The sequence below is a fragment of the Piscinibacter defluvii genome (assembly GCF_004011805.1).
Taxonomy (GTDB): Bacteria; Pseudomonadota; Gammaproteobacteria; order Burkholderiales; family Burkholderiaceae_C; genus Piscinibacter; species Piscinibacter defluvii.
On sequence record NZ_RCHJ01000003.1, the window covers coordinates 229583 to 255726 of the forward strand.

A 26144-nucleotide genomic window follows, 5' to 3' on the forward strand; every position below is an offset into this window, starting at 1 on the left:
GGCTGTCGGGGGGCGGGCCGCGGGCGGCCGCCTCCGGGATTGTGTGGTCGTTTCGATTACCGGCCGGGTACTTCCTGCACCTCGGCTCAGCAGCTGAAATCGTTCTCGAGCAGCGGCTGCGCCTTGACCACGCGGTCGAGTGCGACGAGCTGTTCGAGCAGGGCCTTCATGTGCTTCAGCGGCACGGCGTTCGGGCCGTCCGAGAGGGCCTTGGCCGGATCGGGGTGCGTTTCCATGAACACGCCGGCGACGCCCACCGCGATGGCCGCGCGCGCGAGCACCGGCACGAACTCGCGCTGGCCGCCGCTGCTGGTGCCCTGGCCGCCGGGCAGCTGCACCGAGTGCGTGGCGTCGAACACCACCGGCGCGCCGGTCTCGCGCATGATCGCCAGGCTGCGCATGTCGGACACGAGGTTGTTGTAGCCGAAGCTCGCGCCGCGCTCGCAGGCGAGGAAGTTGTCCTCGGGGAGGCCCTTCTCCCGGGCCGCCGCGCGCGCCTTGTCGATCACGTTCTTCATGTCGTGCGGCGCGAGGAACTGGCCCTTCTTGACGTTCACCGGCCTGCCGCTCTGCGCCACGGCGCGGATGAAATCGGTCTGGCGGCACAGGAACGCCGGTGTCTGCAGCACGTCGACCACCGCCGCGACGGCCGGGATCTCGGCCTCGGAGTGCACGTCGGTGAGGATCGGCAGCTTCAGCTCGCGCTTCACCTTGGCCAGGATCTCGAGGCCCTTGTCCATGCCCGGGCCGCGGAACGAGCTGCCGCTGGAGCGGTTCGCCTTGTCGTAGCTGGACTTGAAGATGAACGGGATGCCCAGCGCGCCGGTGATCTCCTTCAGGCGCCCGGCCACGTCCATCTGCAGCTGCTCGCTCTCGACCACGCAGGGCCCGGCGATCAGGAAGAAGGGCCGGTCGAGGCCGACATCGAACCCGCAGAGCTTCATGCGACGACCTTCTCGTTGCCGGTGCCCAGGCGCGCGGCCTTGTGCTGCAGCGCCGCCGCCACGTAGGAGGTGAACAGCGGGTGCCCGCCCCAGGGCGTGGACTTGAACTCGGGGTGGAACTGCACGCCCATGAACCACGGGTGCGCGGCCTTGGGCAGCTCGACGATCTCGGTCAGCTTCTCGCGCTGCGTGATCGCCGAGATCACGAGGCCGGCCTCCTGCAGCCGGTCGAGGTAGTGCACGTTGGCTTCGTAGCGGTGGCGATGCCGCTCGGTGACCACGTCGCCGTAGATCTCGTGCGCCAGCGTGCCGGCCTTGACGTCCGAACTCTGCGCGCCCAGGCGCATCGTGCCACCGAGGTCGGAACTCGCGCTGCGCTTCTGGATCGAGCCGTCGCGGTCCTGCCATTCCTCGATCAGCGCGATCACCGGGTGCGGCGTGGCCGGATCGAACTCGGTGCTGTTGGCGTTGGCCAGCCCGGCCTTGTGGCGCGCGAACTCGATCGTCGCCACCTGCATGCCCAGGCAGATGCCGAGGTAGGGGATCTTCTTCTCGCGCGCGAACCGGGCCGCGCAGACCTTGCCCTCGATGCCGCGCTTGCCGAAGCCGCCGGGCACCAGGATGGCGTCGAACTCGCCGAGCCGGGCGACGTTGTCCGGCGAGATGGTCTCCGAGTCGACGTACTCGATGTTGACCCGCGCGTGGTTGTGGATGCCGGCGTGGCGCAGCGCCTCGTTGAGCGACTTGTAGGAGTCGGACAGGTCGGTGTACTTGCCCACCATCGCGATCTTGACCTGCGCCTGCGGGTGTTCGACCTCGTGCACTAGCGCGTCCCAGCGCTTCAGGTTGGCAGGCGGCGTGGCCAGGCGCAGCTTGTCGCAGATGAGGCCATCGAGCCCCTGCTCGTGCAGCATGCGCGGCACCTTGTAGATGGTGTCCACGTCCCACATCGAGATCACGCCCCAGGACGGGACGTTGGTGAACAGCGAGATCTTCTCGCGCTCCTCGTCAGGCACCGGGCGGTCGGCACGGCACAGCAGCGCATCGGGCTGCACGCCGATCTCGCGCAGCTTCTGCACGGTGTGCTGCGTGGGCTTGGTCTTGAGCTCGCCGGCCGCGGCGATCCAGGGCACGTAGGTGAGGTGCACGAACGCGCTCTGGTTCGGCCCCAGCTTCAGGCTCATCTGGCGCGCCGCCTCGAGGAAGGGCAGCGACTCGATGTCGCCCACCGTGCCGCCGATCTCGACGATCGCCACGTCCACCGCATGGTCGGTGCCGATGCCGGCGCCGCGCTTGACGAACTCCTGGATCTCGTTGGTGACGTGCGGGATCACCTGCACCGTCTTGCCGAGATAGTCGCCGCGGCGCTCCTTCTCGAGCACGCTCTTGTAGATCTGGCCGGTGGTGAAGTTGTTGGCCCGGCGCATCTTCGTGGTGATGAAGCGCTCGTAGTGGCCGAGGTCGAGGTCGGTCTCGGCACCGTCGTCGGTGACGAACACCTCGCCGTGCTGGAACGGCGACATGGTGCCCGGATCCACGTTCAGGTACGGGTCGAGCTTGATCAGGGTGACTTTGAGGCCGCGCGATTCGAGGATCGCGGCGAGGCTTGCAGAAGCGATGCCCTTGCCCAGCGAGGACACCACGCCGCCGGTGACGAAGACGAACTTGGTCATGGGGGGCGGCAACCGCTGTCACACGATTGCCGAGGTGGTAAAGCGCGATTATAGGCGCGCCCACCCCCGGCTCCTTCCCCCCAAGGCCCTCAGACGGCGAGGTGCGCCTCCTTCGCGTCGAGCACCACTTCGGGCCCGGCCGCCAGCAGTTTCATCGACTCGCCCTGCGACGGCGCGAAGTGCCCGAGCGCGGCGCCGATCACGATCGCCGTGATGACCTGGAAGCAGAGCGACCGGTAGAACGCGCGCGGTGCGGTGGTGGCGGCATCCATGCGGGTCTCCTCGCCGGTTCGGAGGAGGGCGCGGCGCGGCACGGCGCCCGTCGCCCGAGCCAGCGCGGTCGTGGCACCCGCCGTCAGCCTGCGGCGGCCCGCTCGATCTCGTCGATCAGCGCCAGCACGTCGGCCGCGGTCTCGGCCGGTCGCTCCATCGGGAACAGGTGGCTGCCCTCGACCCAGCGGAAGCGCGGCCCGGCCAGCGCCCGGGTCGCCGCCACGCCGGCCTGGCGCAGCTCGGCCGACTGCCGGCCGCCGATGAAGCCCACCGGGCAGTGCAGCGGGTGGCGCTTCAGCAGCCCGCCCACGTGATGCGGCAGGCTGTCGTAGATGCGCGTCTCGATCTCGCGCCGGAAGCCGAGCACGACGCGGCCGTCGTGGTCGTCGAAGCCGCAGCGGACGTAGTCGGCCAGCACGGCCGGATCCCAGCGCGCGAAGGCCGCCTTGGCGGCGAAATGCGCCTGCACCGCGGCGCGGTCGGGCCATTCGTGGCGGCGCCGGCTCGACACGCGCCCGGGCGAGACACGCTTCATCAGCCCGGTGGCCTTCATCACCTGCAGGCTGTGCGCGCGCCAGCCGGCGATCACCGGCGCGTCGAGCAGCACGATGCCGCGCACGAGATCGGGCCGGCGGCTGGCGACGATCAGGCTCAGCATGCCGCCCAGCGAATGGCCGACCAGGAAGGCCGGTCCGCCCACCTCGCGCTCGATGAAGCCGATCAGCTGCTCGCGCAGCTTCGGCCAGTTGCTCGTCACCGGAAAGGCCGGGTCGTGGCCCAGGCGCTCGATCGCCTTCACCTCGTATCCTGCGGCACGCCAGGCCTCGAACAGCACGCGGTAGGTGCCGGCCGGGAAGCCGTTGGCGTGCGAGAAGACGATCGTGTTCAAGAGGCACGGCCCGCCGCCGGGCCGCCCCAAGGCGGGCCGCCGCCCCAAGGGCCACGAAGGGGCCCCTGCTTGGCCCCTGGGGCAGCGAGCGAAGCGAGCGTGGGGGCGGTCATCAGATGATGCGTTCGCCCGGGTTGGTGATCTTGCGCATCGGCTCGTAGCGCGCCGAGCGCACCACCAGCGGATGGTGCGTCGCGCCGTCGCCCCACTGCGGGTCGTCGAGCGACTCGAACACCTGGCGCAGCTTCTGGCCCCAGCTCGAGCGGATCATGTGGAAGTACGGGTTGTGCTCGTCGATGCACACCAGCTGGTCGCTCTGGAGCCGGTGCGCCTCGTAGACCAGCAGGTCCAGCGGCAGGCCGACCGAGAGGTTGGACTTCAGCGTCGAGTCCATCGACACCAGCGCACACTTGGCCGCTTCGTCGAGCGGGGTGGCCGGGGTGATCATGCGGTCGAGCACCGGCTTGCCGTACTTGCTCTCGCCGATCTGGAAGTAGCAGGTCTCGCGCGTCGCCTCGATGAAGTTGCCGGCCGAGTACACCAGGAACAGCCGCATCGCCTCGCCCTTGATCTGGCCGCCGAAGATCATCGAGGCGTTGAAGTCGACGCCGCTTTGCTTCAGCGAGGGGCCGTCCTGGTCGTAGACGCGGCGCACGGCGCTGCCGAGCACGCGCACCGCCTCGAACATGCTGGTGGCGTTCCAGATCGTGATCGGCTCGCCGCCCGGGTTCTCGATCTTCTCGACCTGCAGGATCTCGCGCACCGACTGGCTGATCGAGAGGTTGCCGGCCGACAGCATCACCATGAAGCGGTCGCCCGGCTTCTCGTAGACCATCATCTTGCGGAAGGTGCTGATCTGGTCGAGGCCCGCGTTGGTGCGCGAGTCGGACAGGAACACGAGGCCGGCATCGAGCTTGATGCCTACGCAATACGTCATGGGCTTTCCTTGTGCAGAGCCTTGAGCCGGTACAGCGCGTCGAGCGCCTCCTTCGGTGAGAGCGCGTCGGGGTCGAGCGCGGCCAGTGCCGACTCGACCGGCGAGGGCAGCCGCTCCGGCGGCGCCGGCGGCGGGGCAAACAGGTCGATCTGCGCATCGCCCTCGCGCGCCTTCGACTCCAGCGCCTCGAGCGTCGCACGGGCCTGGCGGATCACCGCCGCGGGCATGCCGGCCAGGCGCGCCACCTGCACGCCGTAGCTGCGGCTGGCCGGGCCGGGCTGGATGTCGTGCAGGAACACGATGTGGTCCTCGCCGCCGCGGTTCGACTCCACCGCCGAGACGTGCACGTTCTGCGCCCGCTCGTGCTTGACCGGGAACTCGGTCAGCTCGAAGTAGTGCGTGGCGAACAGCGTGAAGGACTTGTTGCGGTCGTGCAGGTGGCTGGCGATGGCGCCGGCCAGCGCCAGGCCGTCGAAGGTGGAGGTGCCGCGGCCGATCTCGTCCATCAGCACCAGGCTGTGGTCGCCCGCGCCGTGGACGATCGCCGCCGCCTCGGTCATCTCGAGCATGAAGGTCGACTGCGCGTTGGCCAGGTCGTCGGCCGCGCCGATGCGGGTGTGGATCGCGTCGACCGGCCCGAGCCGGCAGGCCCGGGCCGGCACGAACGACCCCATCGCCGCCAGCAGCACGATCAGCGCCACCTGGCGCATGAAGGTGCTCTTGCCGCCCATGTTCGGGCCGGTGATCACCAGCATGCGGCGGTTGGCGTCGAGCCGGCAGTCGTTGGCCATGAAGGCGCCCGCGCCGGTCTCGGCCAGGCGCGCCTCGACCACCGGGTGGCGCCCGGCCTCGATCTCGATGCAGGGTTCCTTGACGAAGGCCGGCCGGCACCAGTTCAGCGTGCGCGCGCGCTCGGCCAGCGCGGCCAGCACGTCCAGGCCAGCCAGCCCGCGTGCCAGTGCGGTGAGCGGCTCGAGGTGCACCTGCAGCTGGTCGAGCAGCTGCTCGTACAGCAGCTTCTCGCGCGCCAGCGAACGTTCCTGCGCCGACAAGGCCTTGTCCTCGAAGGCCTTCAGCTCGGGCGTGATGAAGCGCTCGGCGTTCTTCAGCGTCTGGCGGCGCAGGTAGTCACCCGGCACGCGGTCGAGGCCGCTGGTCGTCACCTCGATGTAGAAGCCGTGCACCTTGTTGTACTGCACGCGCAGGTTGGCGATGCCGGTGCGCTCGCGCTCGCGCGCCTCCAGGTCGAGCAGGAAGGCGTCGCAGTTGGCACCGATGCCGCGCAGCTCGTCGAGCGCCTCGTCGAAGCCGGGTGCGATCACGCCGCCGTCGCGCAGCAGCACGGCCGGCTCGTCGGCGATCGCCGCGACCAGCAGCTCCTCGATCTCGCGCGGCGGGTGCAGCGCCTCCCACAGCCTGTCCAGCAGCGTGGTGGCGCCGTGCGGCACGTGGCGCAGCAGTGCCGGCAGCGCCTGCAGCGTGGCGCGCAGCCCGGCCAGCTCGCGCGGGCGCACCTGGCGCAGCGCGACGCGCGCGGTGGTGCGCTCGACGTCGGACAGGCCGCGCAACGCGTCGCGCAGGCCGTCCAGGTCGATCAGCAGCAGCGCCTCGAGCGCGTCGTGCCGCTGCGCGGCCACGCGGCGGTCGCGCAGCGGGCGCGTCAGCCACTGGCGCAGCGCGCGGCTGCCCATGCCGGTGCGGCAGCTGTCCAGCAGCGAGAACAGCGTCGGGCTGTCCTCGCCGCGCAGTGTCTGCGTCAGCTCCAGGTTGCGGTGCGTGGCCGGCGGCAGCTCGAGCAGCTCGCCGCCGCGCTGCACCTGCAGGCGCCGCACATGCGCCAGCGCCTGGCCCTGGGTGTGCTCGGCGAACGCCAGCAATGCGGCGGCGGCGGCCTGCGCGGCCGGCAGCTCCTGCGCGTTGAAGCCGGCCAGGCTCGCCACGCGCAGCTGCTCGCACAGCTTGCGCTGGCCGAGCGCGGTGTCGAACTGCCAGGCCGGACGGTGCGTCAGCGGCGCGCGCGCCTGCTGCAGCGCCGGCACGACCGACTCGCGCTCGACCAGCAGCTCGCTGGGGGCGAGGCGCGTCAGCCAGGCCGGCAGCTCGCGCTCGCTGCATTCGGTCAGGCCCAGCTCGCCGGCGGTCAGCGCCAGCCAGGCCAGGCCCCAGGTCTGGCCGCGGCGCGCGGCGGCCAGCAGCAAGGCGTCGCTCTTGTCGGCCAGCAGCTCGGTGTCGGTCACCGTGCCGGGCGTGACGACACGCACCACCTTGCGCTCCACCGGCCCCTTGGCGCTGGCGACGTCGCCCACCTGCTCGCAGATCGCCACCGCTTCGCCGAGCCTGATCAGCTTGGCCAGGTAGCTCTCCATCGAGTGCACCGGCACGCCGGCCATCACCACCGGCTCGCCGGCGCTCTGGCCGCGTGTGGTCAGCGTGATGTCGAGCAGGCGGTTGGCGCGCCGCGCGTCGTCGAAGAACAGCTCGTAGAAATCGCCCATCCGGTAGAAGACGAGCGTGTCCGGGTGCTCGGCCTTGATGCGCAGGTACTGCTGCATCATCGGCGTGTGGGCGGCGAGGGCGGCCTCCTCCGCGGGGTCCGCGGGTTGGGGCGGAACGGTCGGGGGTACGTCGGTCGGCGTCTCGAACATCGGCGAATTGTCGCCGACGTCGGCTGCGCGCTTCGTGCGAGCCGATGGCGCGCGGGAGGGAGCCCCGCGCGCCGACGGGACTCCTCGCTACTTCATCCCGACCTCAGTAGGCCGCCGCCTTCACGCTCGTGAGCGTCAAGAGCTGGTTGCTTCCGCCCGGCCGAAATGGCACCACAGCTTGTTGCTGTCCGAGCCGCCGCGCAGCCAGAGCCCGATCTCGTGTGTCGGACCGACGGTTCAGGAGTTCACCTGCACCACCGCCCCGATGGACTGGTTCGGCCCCCAGTTGCCGGTCAGGAATGGCGCCGAATCGTCGCAGGTGTTCGTGACGCCGTTAGTGCTGTAGACCGTCCCGTTCTCGACCCGCACAGGGGTCCACGGACTGGAGTCCTTGAACCAGTGGCCGCGTTCGCCCAGCGGGTACCGCGGGGTGTCGGAGCCGCAGCTGTCGCTCGTCGTGGCGCCGGTGGCCTGTCCGGTGCGCGTTGCGCCGGTGCCGCACCGCGTCAACCACCGCCCTGGCTCGCGGTGCGCGGGAGTAGATCAACACGCGGCCGGTGCGAGGCAACACGGGGTTCGGACTGGCGGTCCTCTGCGGCCAATGTTGCGCCGGCGCCCGCGCCCGACGTCGTTCACAGCCTGTCAGGCCGCCAGCCGCTGCGCGCCGCCACCGGAGGACTGCGAGAACGCGGCCAGCCCGTCGGCGAGGTGGTCGATCAGGCGGCGCAGGCGTGCGGGCATCAGCGTGCGGTGCGGGAACACCACCGAGACGACGTACTCGCCCAGCGGCACGTCGGCCAGCACGCGGACCAGCCGGCCCAGTGAGAGTTCGTCGGCCACCACGAAGGCGGGCGCCTGGATCAGCCCCAGCCCCGCGACCGCGAAGCCCTTCAGCGCCTCCGCGCTGTTGGCCCGGATGACCTCGGTCGCCTCGGGCGCGCCCGTGACGAGGCGCAGCCCGCCGGCCGGGCCGCGCTCGGACGGGACCTGCAGCACCGGGTGGGCCCGCAGGTCCTCCACCGTGGCCGGCACGCCGTGGCGTTCGAGGTACGCGGGCGCCGCCGCCAGCACCGCCGGGCTGGCGGCGATGCGGCGTGCGCTGAGCGATGAATCCGCCAGGCGCGTCGACACGCGCACCGCGGCGTCGAAGCCGCGGCTCACCGGATCGACGGGGTGGTCGCAGAAATCCAGGTCCAGCTTCAGGCGCGGATGGCGCGCGCGGAACTGCGCCAGCAGTGGCACGAGGTGGCGCGTGCCCAGCGTCACCGGCATGGTCAGGCGCAAGGTGCCGCTGACCTCGCCGCTGGACTCGCCGCGCAACGCGGCTTCGAGCTCCTCGAGCTCGGCGAGCGAGCGCCCGGCGGCCTGCAGGTAGCGCTCGCCGGCCTCGGTCAGGCGCACCTGGCGCGTGGTGCGGTGGAGCAGGCGGGTGCCGATGCGGGCCTCCAGCGCCTTGACCGCGCGGGTCACCTGCGGCGGCGCCACGTCGAGCCGGCGTGCGGCCTCGGCGAAGCCGCCAGCCTCGGCGACCTGGATGAAGGTCTTCATCGCTTGCAGGGTGTCCATGGGCACGTTGGGGGTGGTGGCAGGGCGGTGATGGCACTGTCGGGCTTCCCATGGCCGGAAGGTCAAGTCCGGTGCGCGGGAAACCCGCAACGCGCGGCGGGTCGGGGCGGGCGCGGGCTTGACCTGGCCACGTGGCCGCGTGCGAAGCTGCGCGCAGCGGGGCCCGTGCGGCGGCCCCGGCAGGAGTGCCCGAATGCCATTCGTTCTCGTGAGTTCGTGCCTGCTGGGCAACCCGGTGCGCTACGACGGTGCGCACAAGCGCTCCGGCAGCGCGGTGCTGCAGCGCTGGCTCGCGCAGGGCCAGGTCGTGCCGGTCTGCCCGGAGCTGGCCGGCGGGCTGCCGGTGCCGCGCCCGCCGGCGGAGATCGCCGGCGGCGCCGGTGGCGCGGCTGTGCTCGCCGGCCTGGCGCGGGTGGTCGATCCGCAGGCGAACGACCTGACCGGGGCCTTCGTCGCCGGCGCGCACGAGGCCTTGCGCCTGGTGCGGAAGCACGGCATACGCGTGGCGGTGCTGAAGGAGAACAGCCCGTCGTGCGGCTCGAGCCACATTCACGACGGCTACTTCGGCGGCACGCTGGTGCCCGGGTCCGGCGTTGCCGCGGCACTGCTCGCGCGCGAGGGCGTGCACGTGTTCGGCGAGCAGGAGTTCGATGCCGCCGACGCGCTCCTGCGCAGCCTGGGCGACGCGCAATCGCCTTGACCGGGGCCACCCGCCTGCGCATTCCTGCAGACCCGATCCGCGCATCCGGCCAATGGCGCCGGCGCGTCGCCGTTCCTAGATTCCCGTCACGACCGCCGGCAGCCCGCCGCGCGGCGCCGATGAAAGGAATCTGCCATGTCCACCCTCGTGATGCCCGCGCCGCGGGCCGTCTCCCTCGCTGCCTTCGGGCCCACCGTGCTGCGCCTGGCGCTCGGCGCCATGTGGCTGAGCCACGGGCTCGTGCTCAAGCTGATGACCTTCGGCATCGCCGGCCTGGCCGGCTGGCTGGCCTCGGTCGGCCTGCCCCCGGCGCTGGCCTGGCCCTTGACGCTGGCCGAGATCGCCGGCGGCGTGCTGATCCTGCTGGGCTGGCACGGGCGCTGGGTGTCGCTCGTGCTGCTGCCGATCCTGCTCGGTGCCACGGCCATCCACGCCGGCAACGGCTGGGTGTTCACCAGCGCCAACGGCGGCTGGGAGTACCCGCTGTTCCTGCTGGCCGCCTCGCTGGCCCACGTGCTGATGGGCGACGGCGCCTTCGCGCTGCGCGGCGTCGGGAGCCGCTGATGGAGCGCCTCGAACTGGTCAGCCACGCGCTGTGCCCCTACGTGCAGCGTGCCGCCATCGCGCTGGCCGAGAAGGGCGTGCCCTTCACCCGCACGGTGATCGACCTGGCCGCGAAACCGGACTGGTTCGTGCGCCTCTCGCCGCTCGGCAAGGTGCCGCTGCTGCGGGTGGACGGCGAAGTGCTGTTCGAGTCGGCCGCGATCCTCGAGTACCTGGAGGACACCCAGGCCCCCGCGCTGCACCCGGCCGATGCGCTGGCGCGGGCGCGCCACCGCGCCTGGATCGAGTTCGGCTCGGCCGTGCTGAACGACCTCTGGCTCTTCTACACCGCGCCCGCGGCGGGCTTCGAGGCGCGCCGCCTGGCGCTGCGCGACATGCTGGTGCGCCTCGAGGCGGCCCTCGGCGCCGGGCCCTGGTTCGCCGGCGCGCGCTTCTCGCTGGTCGACGCGGTGTTCGGCCCGGTGTTCCGCTACTGGGAGGCCTTTGACGCGATCGACACCATGGGCGCCTTCGGCCTGCTCGACGGCCTGCCTCGCGTCGCAGCCTGGCGCGCCGCGCTGGCGGCGCGGCCCTCGGTGCGCGCGGCCGTCGCGCCGGACTACGCGGCACGCCTGCGCGACTACATCGAGGCCCAGGGCGGACATCTCGCCGACTTGTCGCGTGCCGCCCGGCGCGCGCACACTGCCGGGCATGCCGAGCCTGCCCGACTGGGATGACCTGCGCCACTTCCTCGCCGTGGTCGAGCGCGGCTCGATCTCCGGCGCGGCGGCGCTGCTGCAGGTCAACCACTCGACCGTGCTGCGCCGCATCGCCGCGCTGGAGGAGGGTCTGGGCCAGCGCCTGTTCGACCGCCTGCCCGGCGGTTATGTGCTGACCGCGCAGGGCCATGCGCTGGCCGAAGGCCTGGCCGGCGTGCAGGAGCGCATCGAGGCGGCGCAGCGCAGCGTGCAGGGCGGCGACGAACGCCTGCACGGCAGCCTGCGCCTGACCACCACCGACACCCTGCTGCAGGGCCTGCTGCTGCCGGTGCTGGCCGGCTTCCGCGCGCGCCATCCCCAGGTGCAGCTCGAGCTGACGGTCGGCAACAGCCTGCTCAGCCTGACGCAGCGCGAGGCCGACGTCGCGGTGCGCGGCACCAACCAGCCGCCGGAGAACCTGGTCGGCCGCCAGGCCGGGGTGATCCGCACGGCGCTGTATGCGTCGCCCGCCTACCTCGCCACGCTGCCGCCCGAGGCGACGCGCGACCACTGGCACTGGGTTGCGCTGGACGCCTCGCTGGCCCACCTGGCGCAGGCACGGCGGGTGCGCGACGAGGTCGACCCGGCGCGCATTGCGGTGCGGCTGGACACGCTGGTCGGCATGGCCGACGCGGTGGCCGCGGGCCTGGGGGTGGGCTGGCTGCTGTGCCCGCTGGCGGCGCAGCGGCCCGGCCTCGTGGAACTCGCGCCGCCCGACCCGGCGATGGACACCGGCGTCTGGGTGCTGACGCACCCGGACCTGCGCCAGGTGGCGCGGGTGCGCGCGTTGACCGGCTTCCTGCACGAGGCGCTCGCGGCCGATCCGCGCCTGCGGCGCTGAGCGTCGGGCCGCCGGCTGGCACGCCTCCTGCGTACGGGCGTTGTATACAGCCCTGGCATGCAGGGCTGGCGTCCCGCTCGCACCAGCCCCGCGCATGAGCCGCCCCGTTTCGAGCCCCGAGAGCACCGCCGTGCGCCATCCGGATGCGATCGCCGATCGCATCCTGGAGGCCATCCGCGCCGGCCGCATCGTGGCGGGGCAGAAGCTCGGTGAGCAGGCGCTGGCGGCGCTGTTCGGCGTCAGCCGCACCCTGGTGCGCGAGGCGCTCGGCCGGCTGTCGGCGCGCGGCATGGTGCAGGTGCTGCCCGGCCGCGGCTGGCAGGTGGTGCAGCCCTCGGCCGCCGAGGCGCGCGATGCCTTCGCGGCGCGCACGGCCATCGAGGCGGGCCTGCTGCACACCCTGCCCGGGCCGCTGCCCGCGCCGGCGCTGCGCCGGCTGAAGAAGCACGTCGCGCAGGAGCGAGCCGCGCTGCGCTCGGGTGATGCGGCCCAACGCAGCTACCTGCTGGGCGACTTCCACGTCTGCCTGGCCGAATGTGCCGGCAGTCCCTTGCTGGCGGAGATCCTGCGCAACCTCACCGCGCGCACCACGCTGATCGCGGCGCTGTACCAGAGCAACGCCGACGCGCGGCGCTCCTGTGCGGACCATGCCGAGATCGTGGCCGCGCTGGAGCAGGGCGACCACGCCGCCGCCACTCAACTGCTGCGTCAGCACATCGAACAAGTCGCCCAGGGGCTGCGCAGCCCCGGGGACGCCGACGACGCGCTCGCCTCCCTGCGTGCGGCCCTGCTGCCGACACGCGGCCTCTTCACGTCCCTCCAGGAGAACTGACCCATGCAACGCCGATCGATCCTTCTCGCCCCGCTGCTTGCTGCGCTGCTCGCGCTGCCGCTGGCCGCCGGTGCCCAGACCGCGCTGGACGACATCCTCGCGCGCAAGCAGATCAACATCGCGATCCCGACCGACTTCCCGCCCTACGGCTTCGTCGCCACCGACCTCAAGCCGCAGGGCCTGGACGTCGACATGGCGAACCTGATCGCCGGCAAACTGGGTGTCAAGGCCGAGCTGATCCCGGTGACCAGTGCCAACCGCATCCCCTACCTGCAGACGCGCAAGGCCGACCTGGTGATCTCGACCCTCGGAAAGAACGCCGAACGCGAGAAGGTGATCGACTTCACCGCCGCCTACTCGCCGTTCTTCCAGGCCGTGTTCGCGGCCAAGAGCCTGCCGCTGAAGAGCTGGGCCGAGCTGGACGGCAAGACCGTCGGCGTGACCCGCGGTGCGATGGAAGACATGGAGCTGAGCAAGGTGGCCCCTGCCGGTGCGGACATCAAGCGCTTCGAGGACAACAACGCCACCGTCTCGGCCTTCGTCTCCGGCCAGGTGCAGGTGATCGCCACCGGCGCCTCGGTGGCCGGTGCGATGATGTTCAGGAACCCGCAGCTGGGCACCGAGTTCAAGCTGCTGATCAAGGACTCGCCCAACTTCATCGGCGTGGCCAAGGGCGAGGACAAGCTGCGCCTGAAGGTCAACGAGATCATCGCCGCTGCCAAGGCCAGCGGCGAGCTCGATGCCCTGGCCAAGCGGTGGCTCGGCCGCCCGGCCGGCGAGCTGCCGCAGTAAGGCCCGGATGATCGCCCTCGACTTCGGCGCGGTGCTGGTCGACTGGCCGCTGCTCGCGCGCGGCACGGCCATGACCGTGGGCCTCACGGCGGTGAGCGCGCTGCTCGGCGTGGCGCTCGGCACCGCCTGCGCCTGGGCGCGCACCTGGGGCCCGCGGCCGCTGGCGCTGCTCGTGGGCGCCTACGTGGAGCTGATCCGCAACACGCCGTTCATCGTGCAGCTGTTCTTCGTGTTCTTCGGCCTGCCGGGGCTGGGCGTGAAGCTGACGCCCGAACTCGCCTCGGTGATCGCGATGGTGGTGAACCTGGGCGCCTACGCGGCGGAGATCGTGCGGGCCGGCGTCGCGGCCACGCCGCGCGGCCAGATCGAGGCAGCGCAAAGCCTGGCGATGACCCCCGCCCAGGTGTTCACCCGCGTGGTGCTGCCGCCGGCGCTGGCGCGGGTGTGGCCGGCACTGGTGAGCCAGATCGTGATCGTCATGCTGGGCTCGGCGGTGTGCGGCCAGATCGCGACGCAGGAGCTCTCGTACTACGCCAACCTGATCCACAGCCGCAACTTTCGCTCGTTCGAGGCGACCTTGATCGCGGCCGCGATCTACCTCGGGCTCGCGATCGGTCTGCGCCAGTTGCTCGCCTGGGCCGGCCCGCGCTTCATTTTCAGAAGGGCGTGACATGGTCGACTTCACCCTCTGGGACATCCTCCGCAACCTGCTGCTCGCCGCGCGCTGGACCATCGCGCTCTCGCTGATCGCCTTCGTCGGCGGCGGGCTCGTGGGGGCCGCGCTGCTGGCCGCGCGCCTGGCGCGCTGGCCCGGCGCGGAGCGCGGCGTGGCGCTGTATGTGCAGCTGTTCCAGGGCACGCCGCTGCTGATGCAGCTGTTCCTGGCCTACTTCGGCCTCGCGCTGCTGGGACTGAACGTCTCGGCCTGGTGGGCCGCCGGCCTGGCGCTCACGCTCTACAGCAGCGCCTTCCTCACCGAGATCTGGCGCGGCTGCGTGAACGCCATTCCCAAGGGCCAGTGGGAGGCCTCGGCCAGCCTCGCGCTGAGCCTGCCGGAGCAGCTGCGCCACGTGATCTTCCCGCAGGCATTGCGCATCGCCGTGGCGCCGACGGTGGGCTTTCTCGTGCAGGTGATCAAGGGCACGGCGCTGGCTTCGGTGATCGGCTTCATCGAGCTCACCAAGGCCGGCACGATGATCACCAACGCCACCTTCCGGCCCTTCATGGTGTACGGCTGCGTGGCGCTCGTCTACTTCGCGCTGTGCTACCCGGTGTCGCTGGCCAGCCGCTCGCTCGAAAGGAAACTCCAAGGTGCCCGCTGATCCCGCCATCGTCACCATCCAGGGCCTGCGCAAGCGCTACGGAGCCAACGAGGTGCTCAAGGGCATCGATCTCGCGGTGCCGCGCGGCGAGGTGGTCGCCATCATCGGCAAGAGCGGTTCGGGCAAGAGCACGCTGCTGCGCTGCATCAACGGGCTGGAGGAGTTCCAGGACGGCGCACTGCAGGTCGACGGCCAGGCCCTGCGCCATGGCGATGCCCGCGCGATGCGTGCGCTGCGCCAGCACGTGGGCATGATCTTCCAGAGCTTCAACCTGTTCCCGCACCTCAGCGTGGGCCGCAACGTGATGCTCGCGCCGGGGCTCGTCAAGAAGCGCGCTGCGGCCGAAGGCGAGGCGAGGGCGCGCCAGCTGCTCGAGCGCGTGGGCCTGGCGGATAAGTTCGACGCCTTCCCCGACCAGCTCTCCGGCGGCCAGCAGCAGCGTGTGGCGATCGCCCGCGCGCTGGCCATGGACCCGGCGGTGCTGCTGTGCGACGAGATCACCTCCGCGCTCGACCCCGAGCTGGTGGGCGAGGTGCTCAAGGTGGTGGAGGCGCTGGCCGAGGAGGGCATGACGCTGCTGATGGTCACGCACGAGATGAACTTCGCCCGCAAGGTGGCCGACCGCGTGGTGTTCATGCACGCCGGCCGCATCCACGAGATGGGGCCGCCGGCCGAGCTGTTCGCCCACCCGCAGACGGCCGAGTTGCGGCAGTTCCTGGCGGCGTTGCACTGATCAGTCGCCGCGCAGCCCGGCGATGTAGGCGTCGATCGTGCGCTGGCCGACGCGGACCAGATCGAAACTCTCCGGCGCCAGCAGCCAGTTCTGCATCAGGCCGAGCACCAGGGCGTCGATGCCCAGCGCCGCGCTGCGCGCGGGCACCGTGACGGCGCACAGCCCCAGCCGGGCAGCGCGGCGCAGGCCGCGCTCCACCTGCTGCACCCGCTCCTGCAGCACGCGCACGCGCCTCGCCCGCACGCCGCGCATGGCCGGGCCGTGTTCCACCTTGAACAGCGCGATCTCGAACACGCGCCGCGCCTGTGGGTCGTCCACGGTCGCACGCAGCGCCGCGAGGTAGCTGCTGCGGATCTGCTGCAGCGGGTCGTCGAGCGCCTTGGCGCCGCTGCGCAGGATCTCGTCCTGCAGCGGCAGCGTGACGCGCTGGAGCATTGCATTGAACAGGTCGGTCTTGTCGCGGAAGTGCCAGTAGACGGCCCCTCGCGTCACGCCGGCGGCGCGGGCCACCTGCTCGAGCGAGGTCTGCGACACGCCGCGGCGAAGAAATTCGCGCTCGGCCCCGTCGAGCAGGCGCTCGCGCGTCTGCAGGGCCTCGGCCTTGGTGCGCCGCGCCATCCGCCGTTACCCCGCACGCCGCATACATGCAACCATGTATGTATAGTACCCGGGCAGCCCTGCAGGCCGGGAGGCCGTGTGCGGGGCAGCCCAGAACAAGGAGAACCCATGCCGGTGTGGCGCGCCCTCGCTTCCCGCCTGTCGATCGTCCCGCTCGTTGCGCTGCCGGTGCTGGCCGGTTGCGGCAAGAGCGCCGCCCCGGCGGCGCCGGCCGCGCCGGCGCCCGCCGAGGTGGGCGTGGTGGTGGCCCGCGCCGGCGAGGTCGGCGTGCTGACCGAACTGCCCGGCCGCACCGAGGCCTCGCGCGTGGCCCAGGTGCGTGCCCGCGTGGCCGGCATCCTGCAGAAGCAGCTGTTCCGCGAGGGCAGCGACGTGAAGCCGGGCCAGCCGCTGTTCCGCATCGACGATGCGCCCTACCGCGCCGCGCTGGCCAGCGCGCAGGCGGCGCTGGCGCGGGCCGAGGCCAACCTGCTGCAGACCCGCGCGCAGGCCGAGCGCTACAAGCCGCTGGCCGAGGCGAAGGCGGTGAGCGAGCAGGACTACATCGCCGCGCAGGCGGCCTTCAAGCAGTCCGAGGCGGACGTGGCCGCCGGCAAGGCGGCGCTGCAGACCGCGCAGATCAACCTCGGTTATGCCGCAGTGAACGCGCCGATCGGCGGGCGCATCGGCCGCGCGCTCGTCACCGAAGGTGCGCTGGTCGGGCAGGGCGAGGCCACGCAGCTCGCGGTGATCCAGCAGATCGATCCGCTGTACGTCAACTTCACCCAGTCGGCCGCCGAGGTGCTGCGCCTGCGCGCGGCGATCGCGGCCGGCCGCTTCAAGCGCGCGGGCGATACCGGCGCGGCTCCGGTGCGGGTGCTGCTGGAAGACGGCAGCACCTACCCGCTGCCGGGCAAGCTGTTGTTCTCGGACCTGACGGTCGACGCCGGCACCGGACAGATCACGCTGCGTGCCGAGCTGCCCAACCCCAAGGGCGCCTTGCTGCCGGGCCTGTACGTGCGCGTGCAGCTCGAACAGGCGCAGGCGAGCAACGCCATCGTGCTGCCGCAGCAGGCGGTGCAGCGCAGCAGCGACGGCGACCGGGTGTTCGTCGTCGCACCCGACGGCAAGGTCGCGCCGCGCCCGGTCAAGGTCAGCCTCGGGCAGGAGCGGCAATGGGTCGTGCTCGAGGGCCTGCAGGGCGGCGAGCAGGTGGTGGTGGACGGCTTCCAGAAGATCCGCCCGAACGCCACCGTGAAGCCGGTGCCCTGGGGCGCCGCCGCGTCGGCCGCGCCCGCGGCCTCGGCGGCCTCGCGCTGAGGAGCCGGCCGCATGGCGCAGTTCTTCATCGACCGGCCGATCTTCGCCTGGGTCATCGCGCTGTTCATCATGGTGGTGGGCAGCGTGGCGATCACGCAGCTGCCGGTGGCGCAGTACCCGCCGGTGGCGCCGCCGTCGATCGTCGTCAACGTGGCCTACCCGGGCGCCTCGGCGCGCACGCTGGAGGAGAGCGTCATCGCGGTGATCGAGCGCGAGATGAACGGCTCGCCCGGCCTGGCCTACTTCGAATCGGTGGCCCAGGCCGACGGCACCGGCAGCATCACGCTCAGCTTCGAGCCCGGCACCAACCCCGACCTGGCGCAGGTGGACGTGCAGAACCGCCTGTCGCGCGCCACGCCGCGCCTGCCCCAGGCGGTGACGCAGCAGGGCGTGCGGGTCGACAAGGCGAACCCGAACTTCCTGCTCTTCGTCATCCTCTCCAGCGACAAGGGCGTGCTCGACCCGGTGGCGCTGGGCGACTACGCCGCGCGCAACGTGCTGCCGGAGATGCAGCGCGTGCCGGGTGTCGGCCAGGCGCAGCTGTTCGGCACCGAGCGCGCGATGCGCATCTGGATCGACCCGGCCAAGCTGGTGGGCTACAAGCTCTCCACCGCCGACGTCAATGCGGCGATCGCGGCGCAGAACGCGCAGGTGTCCTCGGGCACCATCGGCGACCTGCCGAACACGCGCGACCAGGGCATCTTCGCGACCGTGGTCGTCAAGGGCCAGCGCGAGACGGCGCAGCAGTTCGGCGAGATCGTGCTGCGCGCCAATGCCGACGGCTCGAGCGTGCGGCTGCGCGACGTGGCCCGCATCGAGCTCGGCGCGCAGAGCTACAGCATCCGCACCCGGCTGAACGGCGAACCCTCCACCGGCATCGGCATCCAGCTCTCGCCCACCGCCAACGCGCTGGCCACCGCCAAGGCGGTGAAGGCCCGGCTCGAGGAGCTGCGGCCCTACTTCCCGGCCGGCGTGAAGGCGACCATCCCCTACGACAGCTCCACCTTCATCGGCATCTCGATCCGTCAGGTGGTCGAGACGCTGGTGGAGGCGGTGGTGCTGGTGTTCCTGGTGATGTATCTCTTCCTGCAGAACATCCGCTACACCATCATCCCGACGCTGGTGGTGCCGATCGCGCTGCTGGGCAGCTTCGCCGCGCTGCTGGCGATGGGCTTCTCGATCAACGTGCTGACGATGTTCGGCATGGTCCTCGTGATCGGCATCGTGGTCGACGACGCGATCGTGGTGGTCGAGAACGTCGAGCGCATCATGAGCACCGAGGGCCTGCCGCCGCTGCAGGCCACGCGCAAGGCGATGGGCCAGATCTCCGGCGCGATCGTCGGCGTCACCGTGGTGCTGGTGTCGGTGTTCGTGCCGCTGGCCTTCTTCAGCGGCGCGGTGGGCAACATCTACCGCCAGTTCGCCGCGGTGATGGTGACCTCGGTGGCCTTCTCGGCCTTCCTCGCGCTCTCGTTCACGCCGGCGCTGTGCGCCACGCTGCTCAAGCCCGTGGAGGCCGGCCACCACCACGCCAAGGGCGGCTTCTTCGGCTGGTTCAACCGCGGCTTCAGCCGCACGGCCAAGGGCTACGAGGCCCTGGTGGCGCGCATCCTGAAGCGCGCGGCGCGCTGGATGCTGCTGTACGCCGCCATCGTCGCCGCGGCGGTGCTGATGTTCAACCGGCTGCCGACCTCGTTCATCCCGAACGAGGACCAGGGCAACATCCTGGTCAACGTGCAGCTGCCGCCGGGCGCCACGCAGAACCGCACGCTGGCGGTGATGCAGCAGGTCGAGCAGTACATGCTGGCGCAGCCCGAGGTCTCGAACATGGTTTCGGTGATGGGCTTCAGCTTCTCGGGCAGCGGCCAGAACGCCGGCCTGGCCTTCGTGACGCTGAAGGACTGGAAGGAGCGCGAGGGCTTCGACAGCTCGGCGCAGGGCCTGGTGGCGCGTGCCTTCGGCGCGCTCGGGAAGATCCGCGACGCGATCATCTTCCCGGTCAGCCCGCCGGCGATCCGCGACCTGGGGCGTGCCAACGGCTTCGCGATGCGCCTGCAGGACCGCGGCGGCAACGGCCACGCCGCGCTGCTGGCGGCGCGCAACCAGCTGCTCGCGGCGGCATCGCAGAGCCCGCTGCTGGTGGCGGTGCGTCCCGACGGCCTGGAGGACGCCTCGCAGCTGCAGCTCGACATCGACCGCGACAAGGCCGCCGCGCTGGGCGTCGGCTTCGCGGCGATCAACTCGGCGCTGTCCACCGCGCTCGGATCGAGCTACGTGAACGACTTCCCGAATGCGGGCCGGCTGCAGCGCGTGGTGGTGCAGGCCGACGCGCCGGCGCGCATGCAGCCGGAGGACCTGCTGCGCGTCAACGCACTCAACGCGGCCGGCAACCCGGTGCCGCTGGCGGCCTTCGCCACCACGCGCTGGATCACCGGGCCGATCCAGACCGTGCGCTACAACGGCTACCCGACCATGCGCATCGCCGGCGAACCGGCGCGCGGCGTCAGCAGCGGCGCGGCCATCGCCGAGATGGAACGGCTCGCCGCCACGCTGCCGCCGGGCTTCGCCTACGAGTGGACCGGCCTGTCGCGCGAGGAGAAGCTGTCCGGCGCGACCGCGCTGATCCTGTTCGGCTTCTCGCTGCTGTCGGTGTTCCTATGCCTGGCGGCGCTGTACGAGAGCTGGTCGATCCCGTTCGCGGTGATCCTGGTGGTGCCGCTGGGCGTGCTGGGTGTCATCCTCGGTGCGAACGTGCGCGGGCTCGAGAACGACGTGTTCTTCAAGGTCGGCCTGATCACCATCATCGGCCTGTCGGCCAAGAACGCGGTGCTGATCATCGAGTTCGCCAAGGACCTGGCGGCCCAGGGCAAGAGCCTGGTCGACGCGGTGCTCGAGGCGGCGCACCTGCGCTTCCGGCCCATCCTCATGACCTCGATGGCCTTCATGCTCGGCGTGCTGCCGCTGGTGCTGGCCAGCGGCGCCGGCTCGGCCAGCCAGCACAGCATCGGCACCGGCGTGCTGGGCGGCATGATCAGCGCGACCATGCTCGCGGTGTTCTTCGTGCCGGTGTTCTTCGTCGTGGTGCGCAGCATCTTCAAGGGCAGCGAGCGGCAACGGCGCTTCTACGCGCACGAAAAGGTGCCGGGCGCCGACGCCGCCGGCACGAAGGAGGAGGCATGACGCGCCGCCTGCTCCCCGCGCTGGCCGCCGCGCTGCTGGCCGGCTGCGGCGCGCTCGCGCCCACCTACGAGCGGCCGGCGCCGCCGGTGGCCGCCGCGTTCCCGGACGCCGCCGCCGCGGCGAGCGCCGGCCCGGCCGCGGCCGAGCTCGACTGGCACCGCTTCTTCGCCGATGCGCGCACGCAGCGCCTGATCGAGCTGGCGCTGGCGAACAACCGCGACCTGCGCATCGCGGTGCTGAACATCGAGTCGGCGCGCGCGCTGGTGACCGTGCGCGATGCCGACCGGCTGCCGACGCTGAACGCCGGAATCACCGGCTCGCGCCAGCCCACCGCCAGCGGTGGCATCAACACGCTCTACACCGCCGGGCTGCAGGTGCCGGCCTGGGAGCTGGACCTGTTCGGCCGGGTGAAGTCCCTCTCCGACGCCGCCGCCGCGCAGGCGCTGGGCAGCGAGGAAGCGCGCAAGGCGGTGCAGATCAGCCTGGTGGCCGCGGTGGCGAACGCGCAGCTCGCGCTGGCGGCCGACGACGAGCTGCTGCGCATGACGCAGCAGACGCTGGCCACGCGCGAGGAGTCGTTCAAGCTCACGCAGCTGCGCTTCGACCGCGGGGCCAGCTCGGCGCTGGACCTGCGCCAGGCCGAATCGCTGCTCGAGACCGCGCGGGCCAGCCTGGCCCAGGCCACGCGCCAGCGTGCGCTGGACGAGAACGCGCTGGTGCTGCTGATCGGCCAGCCGCTGCCGCCCGAGCTGCCGCCGGCCGCGACGATCGGCGCGGTGCAGCTGCCGGACCTGCCCGCCGGCCTGCCTGCCGAGGTGCTGGTGCGCCGGCCCGACGTGCGCCAGGCCGAGCAGGCGCTGATCGCCGCGAACGCGAACATCGGCGCCGCGCGTGCCGCCTTCTTCCCGCGCATCACGCTGACCGGCAGCGCGGGCAGTGCGAGCGGCGAGCTGAGCGGCCTGTTCAAGTCCGGCTCGTTCGCCTGGAGCTTCGCGCCGCAGCTGGTGCAGCCGATCTTCGACGCCGGCCGCAACCGCGCCAACCTGAACATCGCCGAGCTGAACCGCGACGTCGCCCTGGCGCAGTACGAGCGCGCCATCCAGTCGGCCTTTCGCGAGGTGGCCGATGCGCTGGCCGGCCGCGCCACGCTGGCCGACCAGCTGCGCGCGCAGCAGCGCCTGCTCGAGGCCGAGCGTGCGCGCAGCGAGCTGGTCGAGCTGCGCTGGCGCAACGGCGCCTCGAGCACCCTGGAGCTGCTGGATGCCCAGCGCTCGCTGTTCGCGGCGCAGCAGGCGCTGGTGCAGCTGCAGGCGGTCACGGCGCAGAACGCGGTGACGCTCTACAAGGTGCTGGGCGGCGGCTGGAGCGAGCCGGCCGCGCGTTGATTCGGGTCAAGGCCGGGACGGCCCGGGCTGCCAGCATCGCGGGGTGGAGAAGAAGCACACCTGGAACCTCGGCTACTGGCTGACCGCGCTGCTCGCGCTGCTGTTCCTGCAGGACGTCTGGCGCGGGATCTCGCAGGTCGAGACGGTGCCGTACAGCGAGTTCGAGCAGGCGCTCGCCGACGGGCGCATCGTCGAGGTCACCGTCTCCGACCGCACGCTCACCGGCCGCCTGAAGAACCCGGAGAGCGGCAAGACGGTGCTGCTGGCCACGCGTGTCGAGCCCGACCTGGCGGCGCGCCTGGCGCCGTTCAAGGTGCCCTACCGGCGCGTGGTCGAGAGCACCTTGCTGCGCGACCTGCTCTCCTGGATCGTGCCGGCGCTGGTGTTCTTCGGGCTGTGGTTCTTCCTGTTCCGGCGCCTGGCCGACAAGCAGGGCGGCATGGGCGGTCTGGGCGGCTTCATGTCGATCGGCAAGAGCCGCGCCAAGGTCTACGTCGAGACCGACACCGGTGTGAGCTTCGCCGACGTGGCCGGCGTCGACGAGGCGCGCGCCGAGCTCGCCGAGGTGGTGGACTTCCTCAAGCACCCGCAGGAGTACGGCCGGCTCGGCGCGCACGTGCCCAAGGGCGTGCTGCTGGTCGGCCCGCCGGGCACCGGCAAGACCCTGCTGGCGCGCGCGGTGGCCGGCGAGGCCGGCGTGCCCTTCTTCAGCATCAGCGGCAGCGAGTTCGTCGAGATGTTCGTCGGCGTCGGCGCGGCGCGTGTGCGCGACCTGTTCGAGCAGGCGCGCGAGAAGGCGCCGGCCATCATCTTCATCGACGAGCTGGATGCGCTCGGCCGCGCGCGTGGCGCCTTCCCGGGCCTCGGCGGGCACGACGAGAAGGAGCAGACGCTGAACCAGCTGCTGGTCGAGATGGACGGCTTCGACGCCTCGGTCGGCCTGATCATCCTGGCCGCGACCAACCGGCCCGAGATCCTCGATCCGGCGCTGCTGCGTGCCGGCCGTTTCGACCGCCAGGTGCTGGTGGACCGGCCGGATCGGCGTGGCCGCGTGCAGATCCTGCAGGTGCACGCGAAGAAGGTGAAGCTCGACCCCGCCACCTCGCTCGACGAGGTGGCCGGCCTGACGCCGGGCTTCAGCGGGGCGGACCTGGCCAACCTCGTCAACGAGGCGGCGCTCGCCGCCACGCGGCGCAAGGCCGATCTCGTGACGCTGGCCGACTTCACCACCGCGGTCGAGCGCATCGTCGCCGGGCTGGAGAAACGCAACCGGCTGCTGAATCCGAAGGAGCGCGAGACCGTGGCCTTCCACGAGATGGGCCATGCGCTCGTCGCGCTCGCGCAGCCGGACGGCGACGCGGTGCACAAGGTGTCGATCATCCCGCGCGGCATCGGCGCCCTCGGCTACACGCTGCAGCGGCCGACCGAGGACCGCTACCTGATGACCCGCCACGAGCTGGAGCGCAAGATCGCCGTGCTGCTGGGCGGGCGGGCGGCGGAAATGCTGGTCTACGACGAACCCTCCACCGGCGCCGCCGACGACCTGGCGCGTGCCACCGACATCGCGCGCGAGATGGTCACGCGCTACGGCATGGACCCGGACCTGGGCGCGGTGGCCTACGAACCGCCGCGCAACCCGATGCTGGAGGCGGCGGCCGCCTTCCAGAGCGCCGGCCCGGCGCTCTCGGAAGACACGCAGCGGCGCATCGACACCGCGATCCAGGCGATCGTCGCGGCCGGGCTGGAGCGTGCCGGCGGCATCCTGCGCAGCCACCGCGCGCTGCTCGAGCGCAGCGCCCGCGAGCTGCTGGCGCACGAGACGCTCGACGAGGCCGCCCTGCGCACGATCGCCGCCGAGCTGCAGCTGCGCTGAGGCGGATCAATCCGCGCCGCGGTGCCGGCCGCGAGCATCGGCGCAGGGGCCACGCGTGCGGCCCGACAAGGAGATCACCATGCCCGCCACCGTCGGTTCCGTCGCCAGCCCGATCGTCGTCACCGCCGCCCCCGAGACCACCGCGGCCGAGGCCGCGCGGCTGATGCGCCAGCACCATGTGGGCTCGCTGGTGGTGGTCGACAGCAACGCCAGCAGCGGCAAGCCGCTGGGCATCGTCACCGACCGCGACCTGGTGCTCGCGGTGATGGCCGAGGGGCTGGATGCGGCGCTCTTCACGGTCGGCGACGTCATGTCGCGCGACCTCGCCACCGTGTCGGCCGACGCCACCGTGATGGTCGGCATCGAGCGCCTGCGCGAACGCCAGCTGCGCCGCCTGGTGGTGCTCGACGGTGTCGGCCGGGTTGTCGGCGTGGCCGCGTTCGAGGACCTGCTGGAGGCCGTGGTCGGCCAGCTCGGCACGCTGGCGCAGGCGCTGCGCGCCGCGCGCGACCGGGAGCGGCGCGAGCGGGGCTGAGGGTTCAGGCGCTCAGACCGGGGCGTCGTCCCCGGCCGCCTCGGCCTTGCGGATGCGCACCGGCCCCTTCTTCTTCGCCGGCGCGGCGGGCGGCTCGGTGGCGGCCAGGGCCTGCTCCGGCGTGAGGGCCGGCGCGTCGCCCTCGGCCGGCGGCGCCGCTTCGTCGGCCGTGATCACCCGCGTGTAGGGCGCCAGCAGCTTGACGAGCTGCGCGTAGATCTTCGGCGTGCCGGCCACGACCTCGCGCTGGTACAGGTAGTCGGCCTCGCCGGTGAAGTTGCCGATCAGGCCGCCGGCCTCGGTGATGATCAGCGAGCCGGCCGCGATGTCCCAGGGGCTCAGGCCGGTCTCGAAGAAGCCGTCGTACCAGCCGGCGGCCACGTAGCACAGGTCCAGCGCCGCGGCGCCCGGGCGGCGCAGGCCGGCGCAGTGCTGCATGACCTCCTCGAACATCTGCACGTAGCGCTTGAAGTTGTCGCCGCGGCGGAACGGGAAGCCGGTGCCGATCAGCGAGTCCTGGATGCGGGTGCGCTTGGAGCAGCGCAGGCGCTTGTCGTTCAGGTAGGCGCCGCGCCCCTTGGAGGCGTAGAACAGGTCGTTGCGCGTCGGGTCGTACACCACCGCCTGCTGCACCTGGCCGCGGTGCGCCAGCGCGATCGACACCGCGTAGACCGGGAAGCCGTGCAGGAAGTTGGTGGTGCCGTCCAGCGGGTCGATGATCCAGACGTACTCGCTGTCCTTCGCGCCGTGCGCGCGGCCGGACTCCTCGGCCAGGATGCCGTGGCCCGGGTAGGCGGTCAGCAGCGTTTCGATGATGGCCTGCTCGGCCGCCTGGTCGACCTCGCTGACGAAATCGTTCGGGCCCTTGGTGTTGACCTTCAGCAGGTCCAGGTCGAGCGAGGCCCGGTTGATGATGGCCCCGGCCGCACGTGCCGCCTTCACGGCGATGTTGAGCATGGGGTGGAGCGCTTGCGACATGGGTCAGCCTGCAGGGTGGGAGGAGGGCGTGGCGGCGGGAAAGAGCGGCAGCGGAGAATCGCGCTGCGAGAAGCCCGTGATTTTAGCCGCCCGACCATGTCCGACCCGACCCGCTTCATCCTCATCGGCACCAGCCACCCAGGCAACGTGGGCGCGGCCGCGCGCGCGATGAAGGTGATGGGCTTCGGCGACCTCGTGCTGGTCGCACCGCGCCTGGCCGACATCGCCCGGCAGCCCGAGGCGCTGGCGATGGCCAGCGGCGCCACCGACGTGCTCGAGCGCGCCCGCACCGTGGGCACGCTGGCCGAGGCGCTGGACGGCGTGACCTGGCTGGGTGCGACCGCGATGACGCCGCGCGATTTCGGCCCGCCGACGCAGGCGCCGCGCGCGCTGTTCCCGGCGCTGGCCGAGAGCCGCCAGCGGGTCGCCTTCCTGTTCGGCACCGAGCGCGTGGGGCTCAGCAACGACGACGTCTACCGCTGCCATGCCTGCCTGAGCATCCCCACCGATCCGGCCTACGGCTCGCTCAACCTGGCGCAGGCGGTGCAGCTGATCGCCTACGACTGGCGCCAGGCGCTGGGCGGCTTCCCGGTGCAGCCGCGCACGCCCGACCCGACGCTGGCCGACGCCGCCGCGGTGCAGGGACTGCTGGCGCACTGGGAGCGCACGCTGGTGGAGATCGGCTTCCTCGACCCGGCCGCGCCGAAGAAGCTGATGCCGCGCCTGAACCAGCTGCTGGCCCGGGTACAGCCCACGCGCGAGGAGGTCGACATCCTGCGCGGCATGGCCCGCGCCATCGGCCGGCGGCGCGGCTGAGCAAGCCTTTGG

The 26144-nt window shown here is 71.8% G+C and carries 24 protein-coding genes; 15 read left to right on the top strand and 9 right to left on the bottom strand.

What is annotated here, in order from left to right:
- Nucleotides 1–86 precede the first annotated feature (86 nt).
- The 7 genes from kdsA to D9C15_RS10575 form a co-directional block, all read right to left on the bottom strand.
- The gene (gene kdsA / locus D9C15_RS10545) at nucleotides 87–944 is read right to left on the bottom strand and encodes a 3-deoxy-8-phosphooctulonate synthase (RefSeq protein ID WP_127997405.1); all 858 of its coding nucleotides are present in this window, start codon (nucleotides 942–944) and stop codon (nucleotides 87–89) included.
- A complete protein-coding gene (gene pyrG / locus D9C15_RS10550; protein ID WP_127997406.1) occupies nucleotides 941–2617 on the bottom strand; it encodes a CTP synthase in 1677 nt (558 codons plus the stop codon). Before pyrG ends, kdsA begins: the two co-directional genes overlap by 4 nt.
- Before the next feature lie 89 nt (nucleotides 2618–2706).
- A complete protein-coding gene (locus D9C15_RS10555; protein WP_127997407.1) occupies nucleotides 2707–2889 on the bottom strand; it encodes a hypothetical protein in 183 nt (60 codons plus the stop codon).
- An 83-nt stretch (nucleotides 2890–2972) separates the two neighbouring features.
- Nucleotides 2973–3779 carry an alpha/beta fold hydrolase gene (locus D9C15_RS10560; RefSeq protein WP_127997408.1) on the bottom strand — a complete coding sequence of 269 codons (807 nt, stop codon included), beginning with the start codon at nucleotides 3777–3779 and terminating at the stop codon, nucleotides 2973–2975.
- 112 nt (nucleotides 3780–3891) lie between these two features.
- Entirely contained in the window at nucleotides 3892–4716 is an 825-nt protein-coding gene (locus D9C15_RS10565; RefSeq protein ID WP_127997409.1) for a proteasome-type protease, read from the bottom strand.
- Nucleotides 4713–7271, bottom strand: coding sequence for a DNA mismatch repair protein MutS (gene mutS / locus D9C15_RS10570; protein WP_127997808.1), 2559 nt, complete (start codon nucleotides 7269–7271; stop codon nucleotides 4713–4715). Before mutS ends, D9C15_RS10565 begins: the two co-directional genes overlap by 4 nt.
- Nucleotides 7272–8003: 732 nt before the next feature.
- Nucleotides 8004–8927 (bottom strand): LysR family transcriptional regulator, encoded by a 924-nt coding sequence (locus D9C15_RS10575; protein ID WP_127997410.1) that lies wholly within the window; start codon nucleotides 8925–8927, stop codon nucleotides 8004–8006.
- Nucleotides 8928–9120: 193 nt separating this feature from the next.
- Between D9C15_RS10575 and D9C15_RS10580 the strand changes: the two genes are divergently transcribed.
- The 9 genes from D9C15_RS10580 (at nucleotide 9121) to D9C15_RS10620 (ending at nucleotide 15448) form a co-directional block, all read left to right on the top strand.
- Complete coding sequence (locus D9C15_RS10580) at nucleotides 9121–9627, top strand: 2-thiouracil desulfurase family protein (RefSeq protein WP_127997411.1); 507 nt, start codon at nucleotides 9121–9123, stop codon at nucleotides 9625–9627.
- Between the two features lie 135 nt (nucleotides 9628–9762).
- Nucleotides 9763–10191 (top strand): DoxX family protein, encoded by a 429-nt coding sequence (locus tag D9C15_RS10585; RefSeq protein ID WP_240668363.1) that lies wholly within the window; start codon nucleotides 9763–9765, stop codon nucleotides 10189–10191.
- Nucleotides 10191–10907, top strand: a complete 717-nt coding sequence (locus D9C15_RS10590; RefSeq protein WP_127997412.1) for a glutathione S-transferase family protein — start codon at nucleotides 10191–10193, stop codon at nucleotides 10905–10907. Before D9C15_RS10585 ends, D9C15_RS10590 begins: the two co-directional genes overlap by 1 nt.
- Entirely contained in the window at nucleotides 10882–11769 is an 888-nt protein-coding gene (locus D9C15_RS10595; RefSeq protein ID WP_127997413.1) for a LysR family transcriptional regulator, read from the top strand. The genes D9C15_RS10590 and D9C15_RS10595 overlap by 26 nt, the downstream gene beginning before the upstream one ends.
- Nucleotides 11770–11863: 94 nt before the next feature.
- On the top strand, nucleotides 11864–12601 hold the full coding sequence (locus D9C15_RS10600) for a GntR family transcriptional regulator (protein WP_127997414.1): 738 nt from the start codon (nucleotides 11864–11866) through the stop codon (nucleotides 12599–12601).
- 3 nt (nucleotides 12602–12604) lie between these two features.
- Nucleotides 12605–13393, top strand: coding sequence for a transporter substrate-binding domain-containing protein (locus tag D9C15_RS10605; protein ID WP_127997415.1), 789 nt, complete (start codon nucleotides 12605–12607; stop codon nucleotides 13391–13393).
- A 7-nt stretch (nucleotides 13394–13400) separates the two neighbouring features.
- The gene (locus D9C15_RS10610; protein ID WP_127997416.1) at nucleotides 13401–14063 is read left to right on the top strand and encodes an amino acid ABC transporter permease; all 663 of its coding nucleotides are present in this window, start codon (nucleotides 13401–13403) and stop codon (nucleotides 14061–14063) included.
- 1 nt (nucleotide 14064) lies between these two features.
- Complete coding sequence (locus tag D9C15_RS10615; protein ID WP_127997417.1) at nucleotides 14065–14715, top strand: amino acid ABC transporter permease; 651 nt, start codon at nucleotides 14065–14067, stop codon at nucleotides 14713–14715.
- Nucleotides 14705–15448 carry an amino acid ABC transporter ATP-binding protein gene (locus tag D9C15_RS10620; protein ID WP_127997418.1) on the top strand — a complete coding sequence of 248 codons (744 nt, stop codon included), beginning with the start codon at nucleotides 14705–14707 and terminating at the stop codon, nucleotides 15446–15448. Before D9C15_RS10615 ends, D9C15_RS10620 begins: the two co-directional genes overlap by 11 nt.
- Here D9C15_RS10620 and D9C15_RS33995 read toward each other — a convergent pair whose 3' ends face one another.
- Nucleotides 15449–16066 carry a TetR family transcriptional regulator gene (locus D9C15_RS33995; protein ID WP_127997419.1) on the bottom strand — a complete coding sequence of 206 codons (618 nt, stop codon included), beginning with the start codon at nucleotides 16064–16066 and terminating at the stop codon, nucleotides 15449–15451.
- 108 nt (nucleotides 16067–16174) lie between these two features.
- Between D9C15_RS33995 and D9C15_RS10630 the strand changes: the two genes are divergently transcribed.
- From D9C15_RS10630 to D9C15_RS10650, 5 genes are all read left to right on the top strand, one after another.
- The gene (locus D9C15_RS10630; protein WP_127997420.1) at nucleotides 16175–17365 is read left to right on the top strand and encodes an efflux RND transporter periplasmic adaptor subunit; all 1191 of its coding nucleotides are present in this window, start codon (nucleotides 16175–16177) and stop codon (nucleotides 17363–17365) included.
- 12 nt (nucleotides 17366–17377) lie between these two features.
- Nucleotides 17378–20545 (top strand): efflux RND transporter permease subunit, encoded by a 3168-nt coding sequence (locus D9C15_RS10635; RefSeq protein ID WP_127997421.1) that lies wholly within the window; start codon nucleotides 17378–17380, stop codon nucleotides 20543–20545.
- A complete protein-coding gene (locus D9C15_RS10640; RefSeq protein WP_127997422.1) occupies nucleotides 20542–21930 on the top strand; it encodes an efflux transporter outer membrane subunit in 1389 nt (462 codons plus the stop codon). The genes D9C15_RS10635 and D9C15_RS10640 overlap by 4 nt, the downstream gene beginning before the upstream one ends.
- A gap of 43 nt (nucleotides 21931–21973) precedes the next feature.
- Nucleotides 21974–23803: an ATP-dependent zinc metalloprotease FtsH gene (ftsH, locus tag D9C15_RS10645; RefSeq protein WP_127997423.1), complete on the top strand. Its 1830-nt coding sequence runs from the start codon at nucleotides 21974–21976 to the stop codon at nucleotides 23801–23803.
- 79 nt (nucleotides 23804–23882) lie between these two features.
- Complete coding sequence (locus D9C15_RS10650; protein WP_127997424.1) at nucleotides 23883–24338, top strand: CBS domain-containing protein; 456 nt, start codon at nucleotides 23883–23885, stop codon at nucleotides 24336–24338.
- A gap of 12 nt (nucleotides 24339–24350) precedes the next feature.
- Here the strand turns inward: D9C15_RS10650 and D9C15_RS10655 are convergent, their stop codons facing one another.
- A complete protein-coding gene (locus D9C15_RS10655) occupies nucleotides 24351–25316 on the bottom strand; it encodes an inositol monophosphatase family protein (RefSeq protein WP_127997425.1) in 966 nt (321 codons plus the stop codon).
- A gap of 96 nt (nucleotides 25317–25412) precedes the next feature.
- On the opposite strand from D9C15_RS10655, the gene D9C15_RS10660 reads away from it, so the two are divergent.
- Nucleotides 25413–26132, top strand: a complete 720-nt coding sequence (locus D9C15_RS10660) for an RNA methyltransferase (protein WP_127997426.1) — start codon at nucleotides 25413–25415, stop codon at nucleotides 26130–26132.
- The last annotated feature ends 12 nt before the right edge of the window (nucleotides 26133–26144 follow it).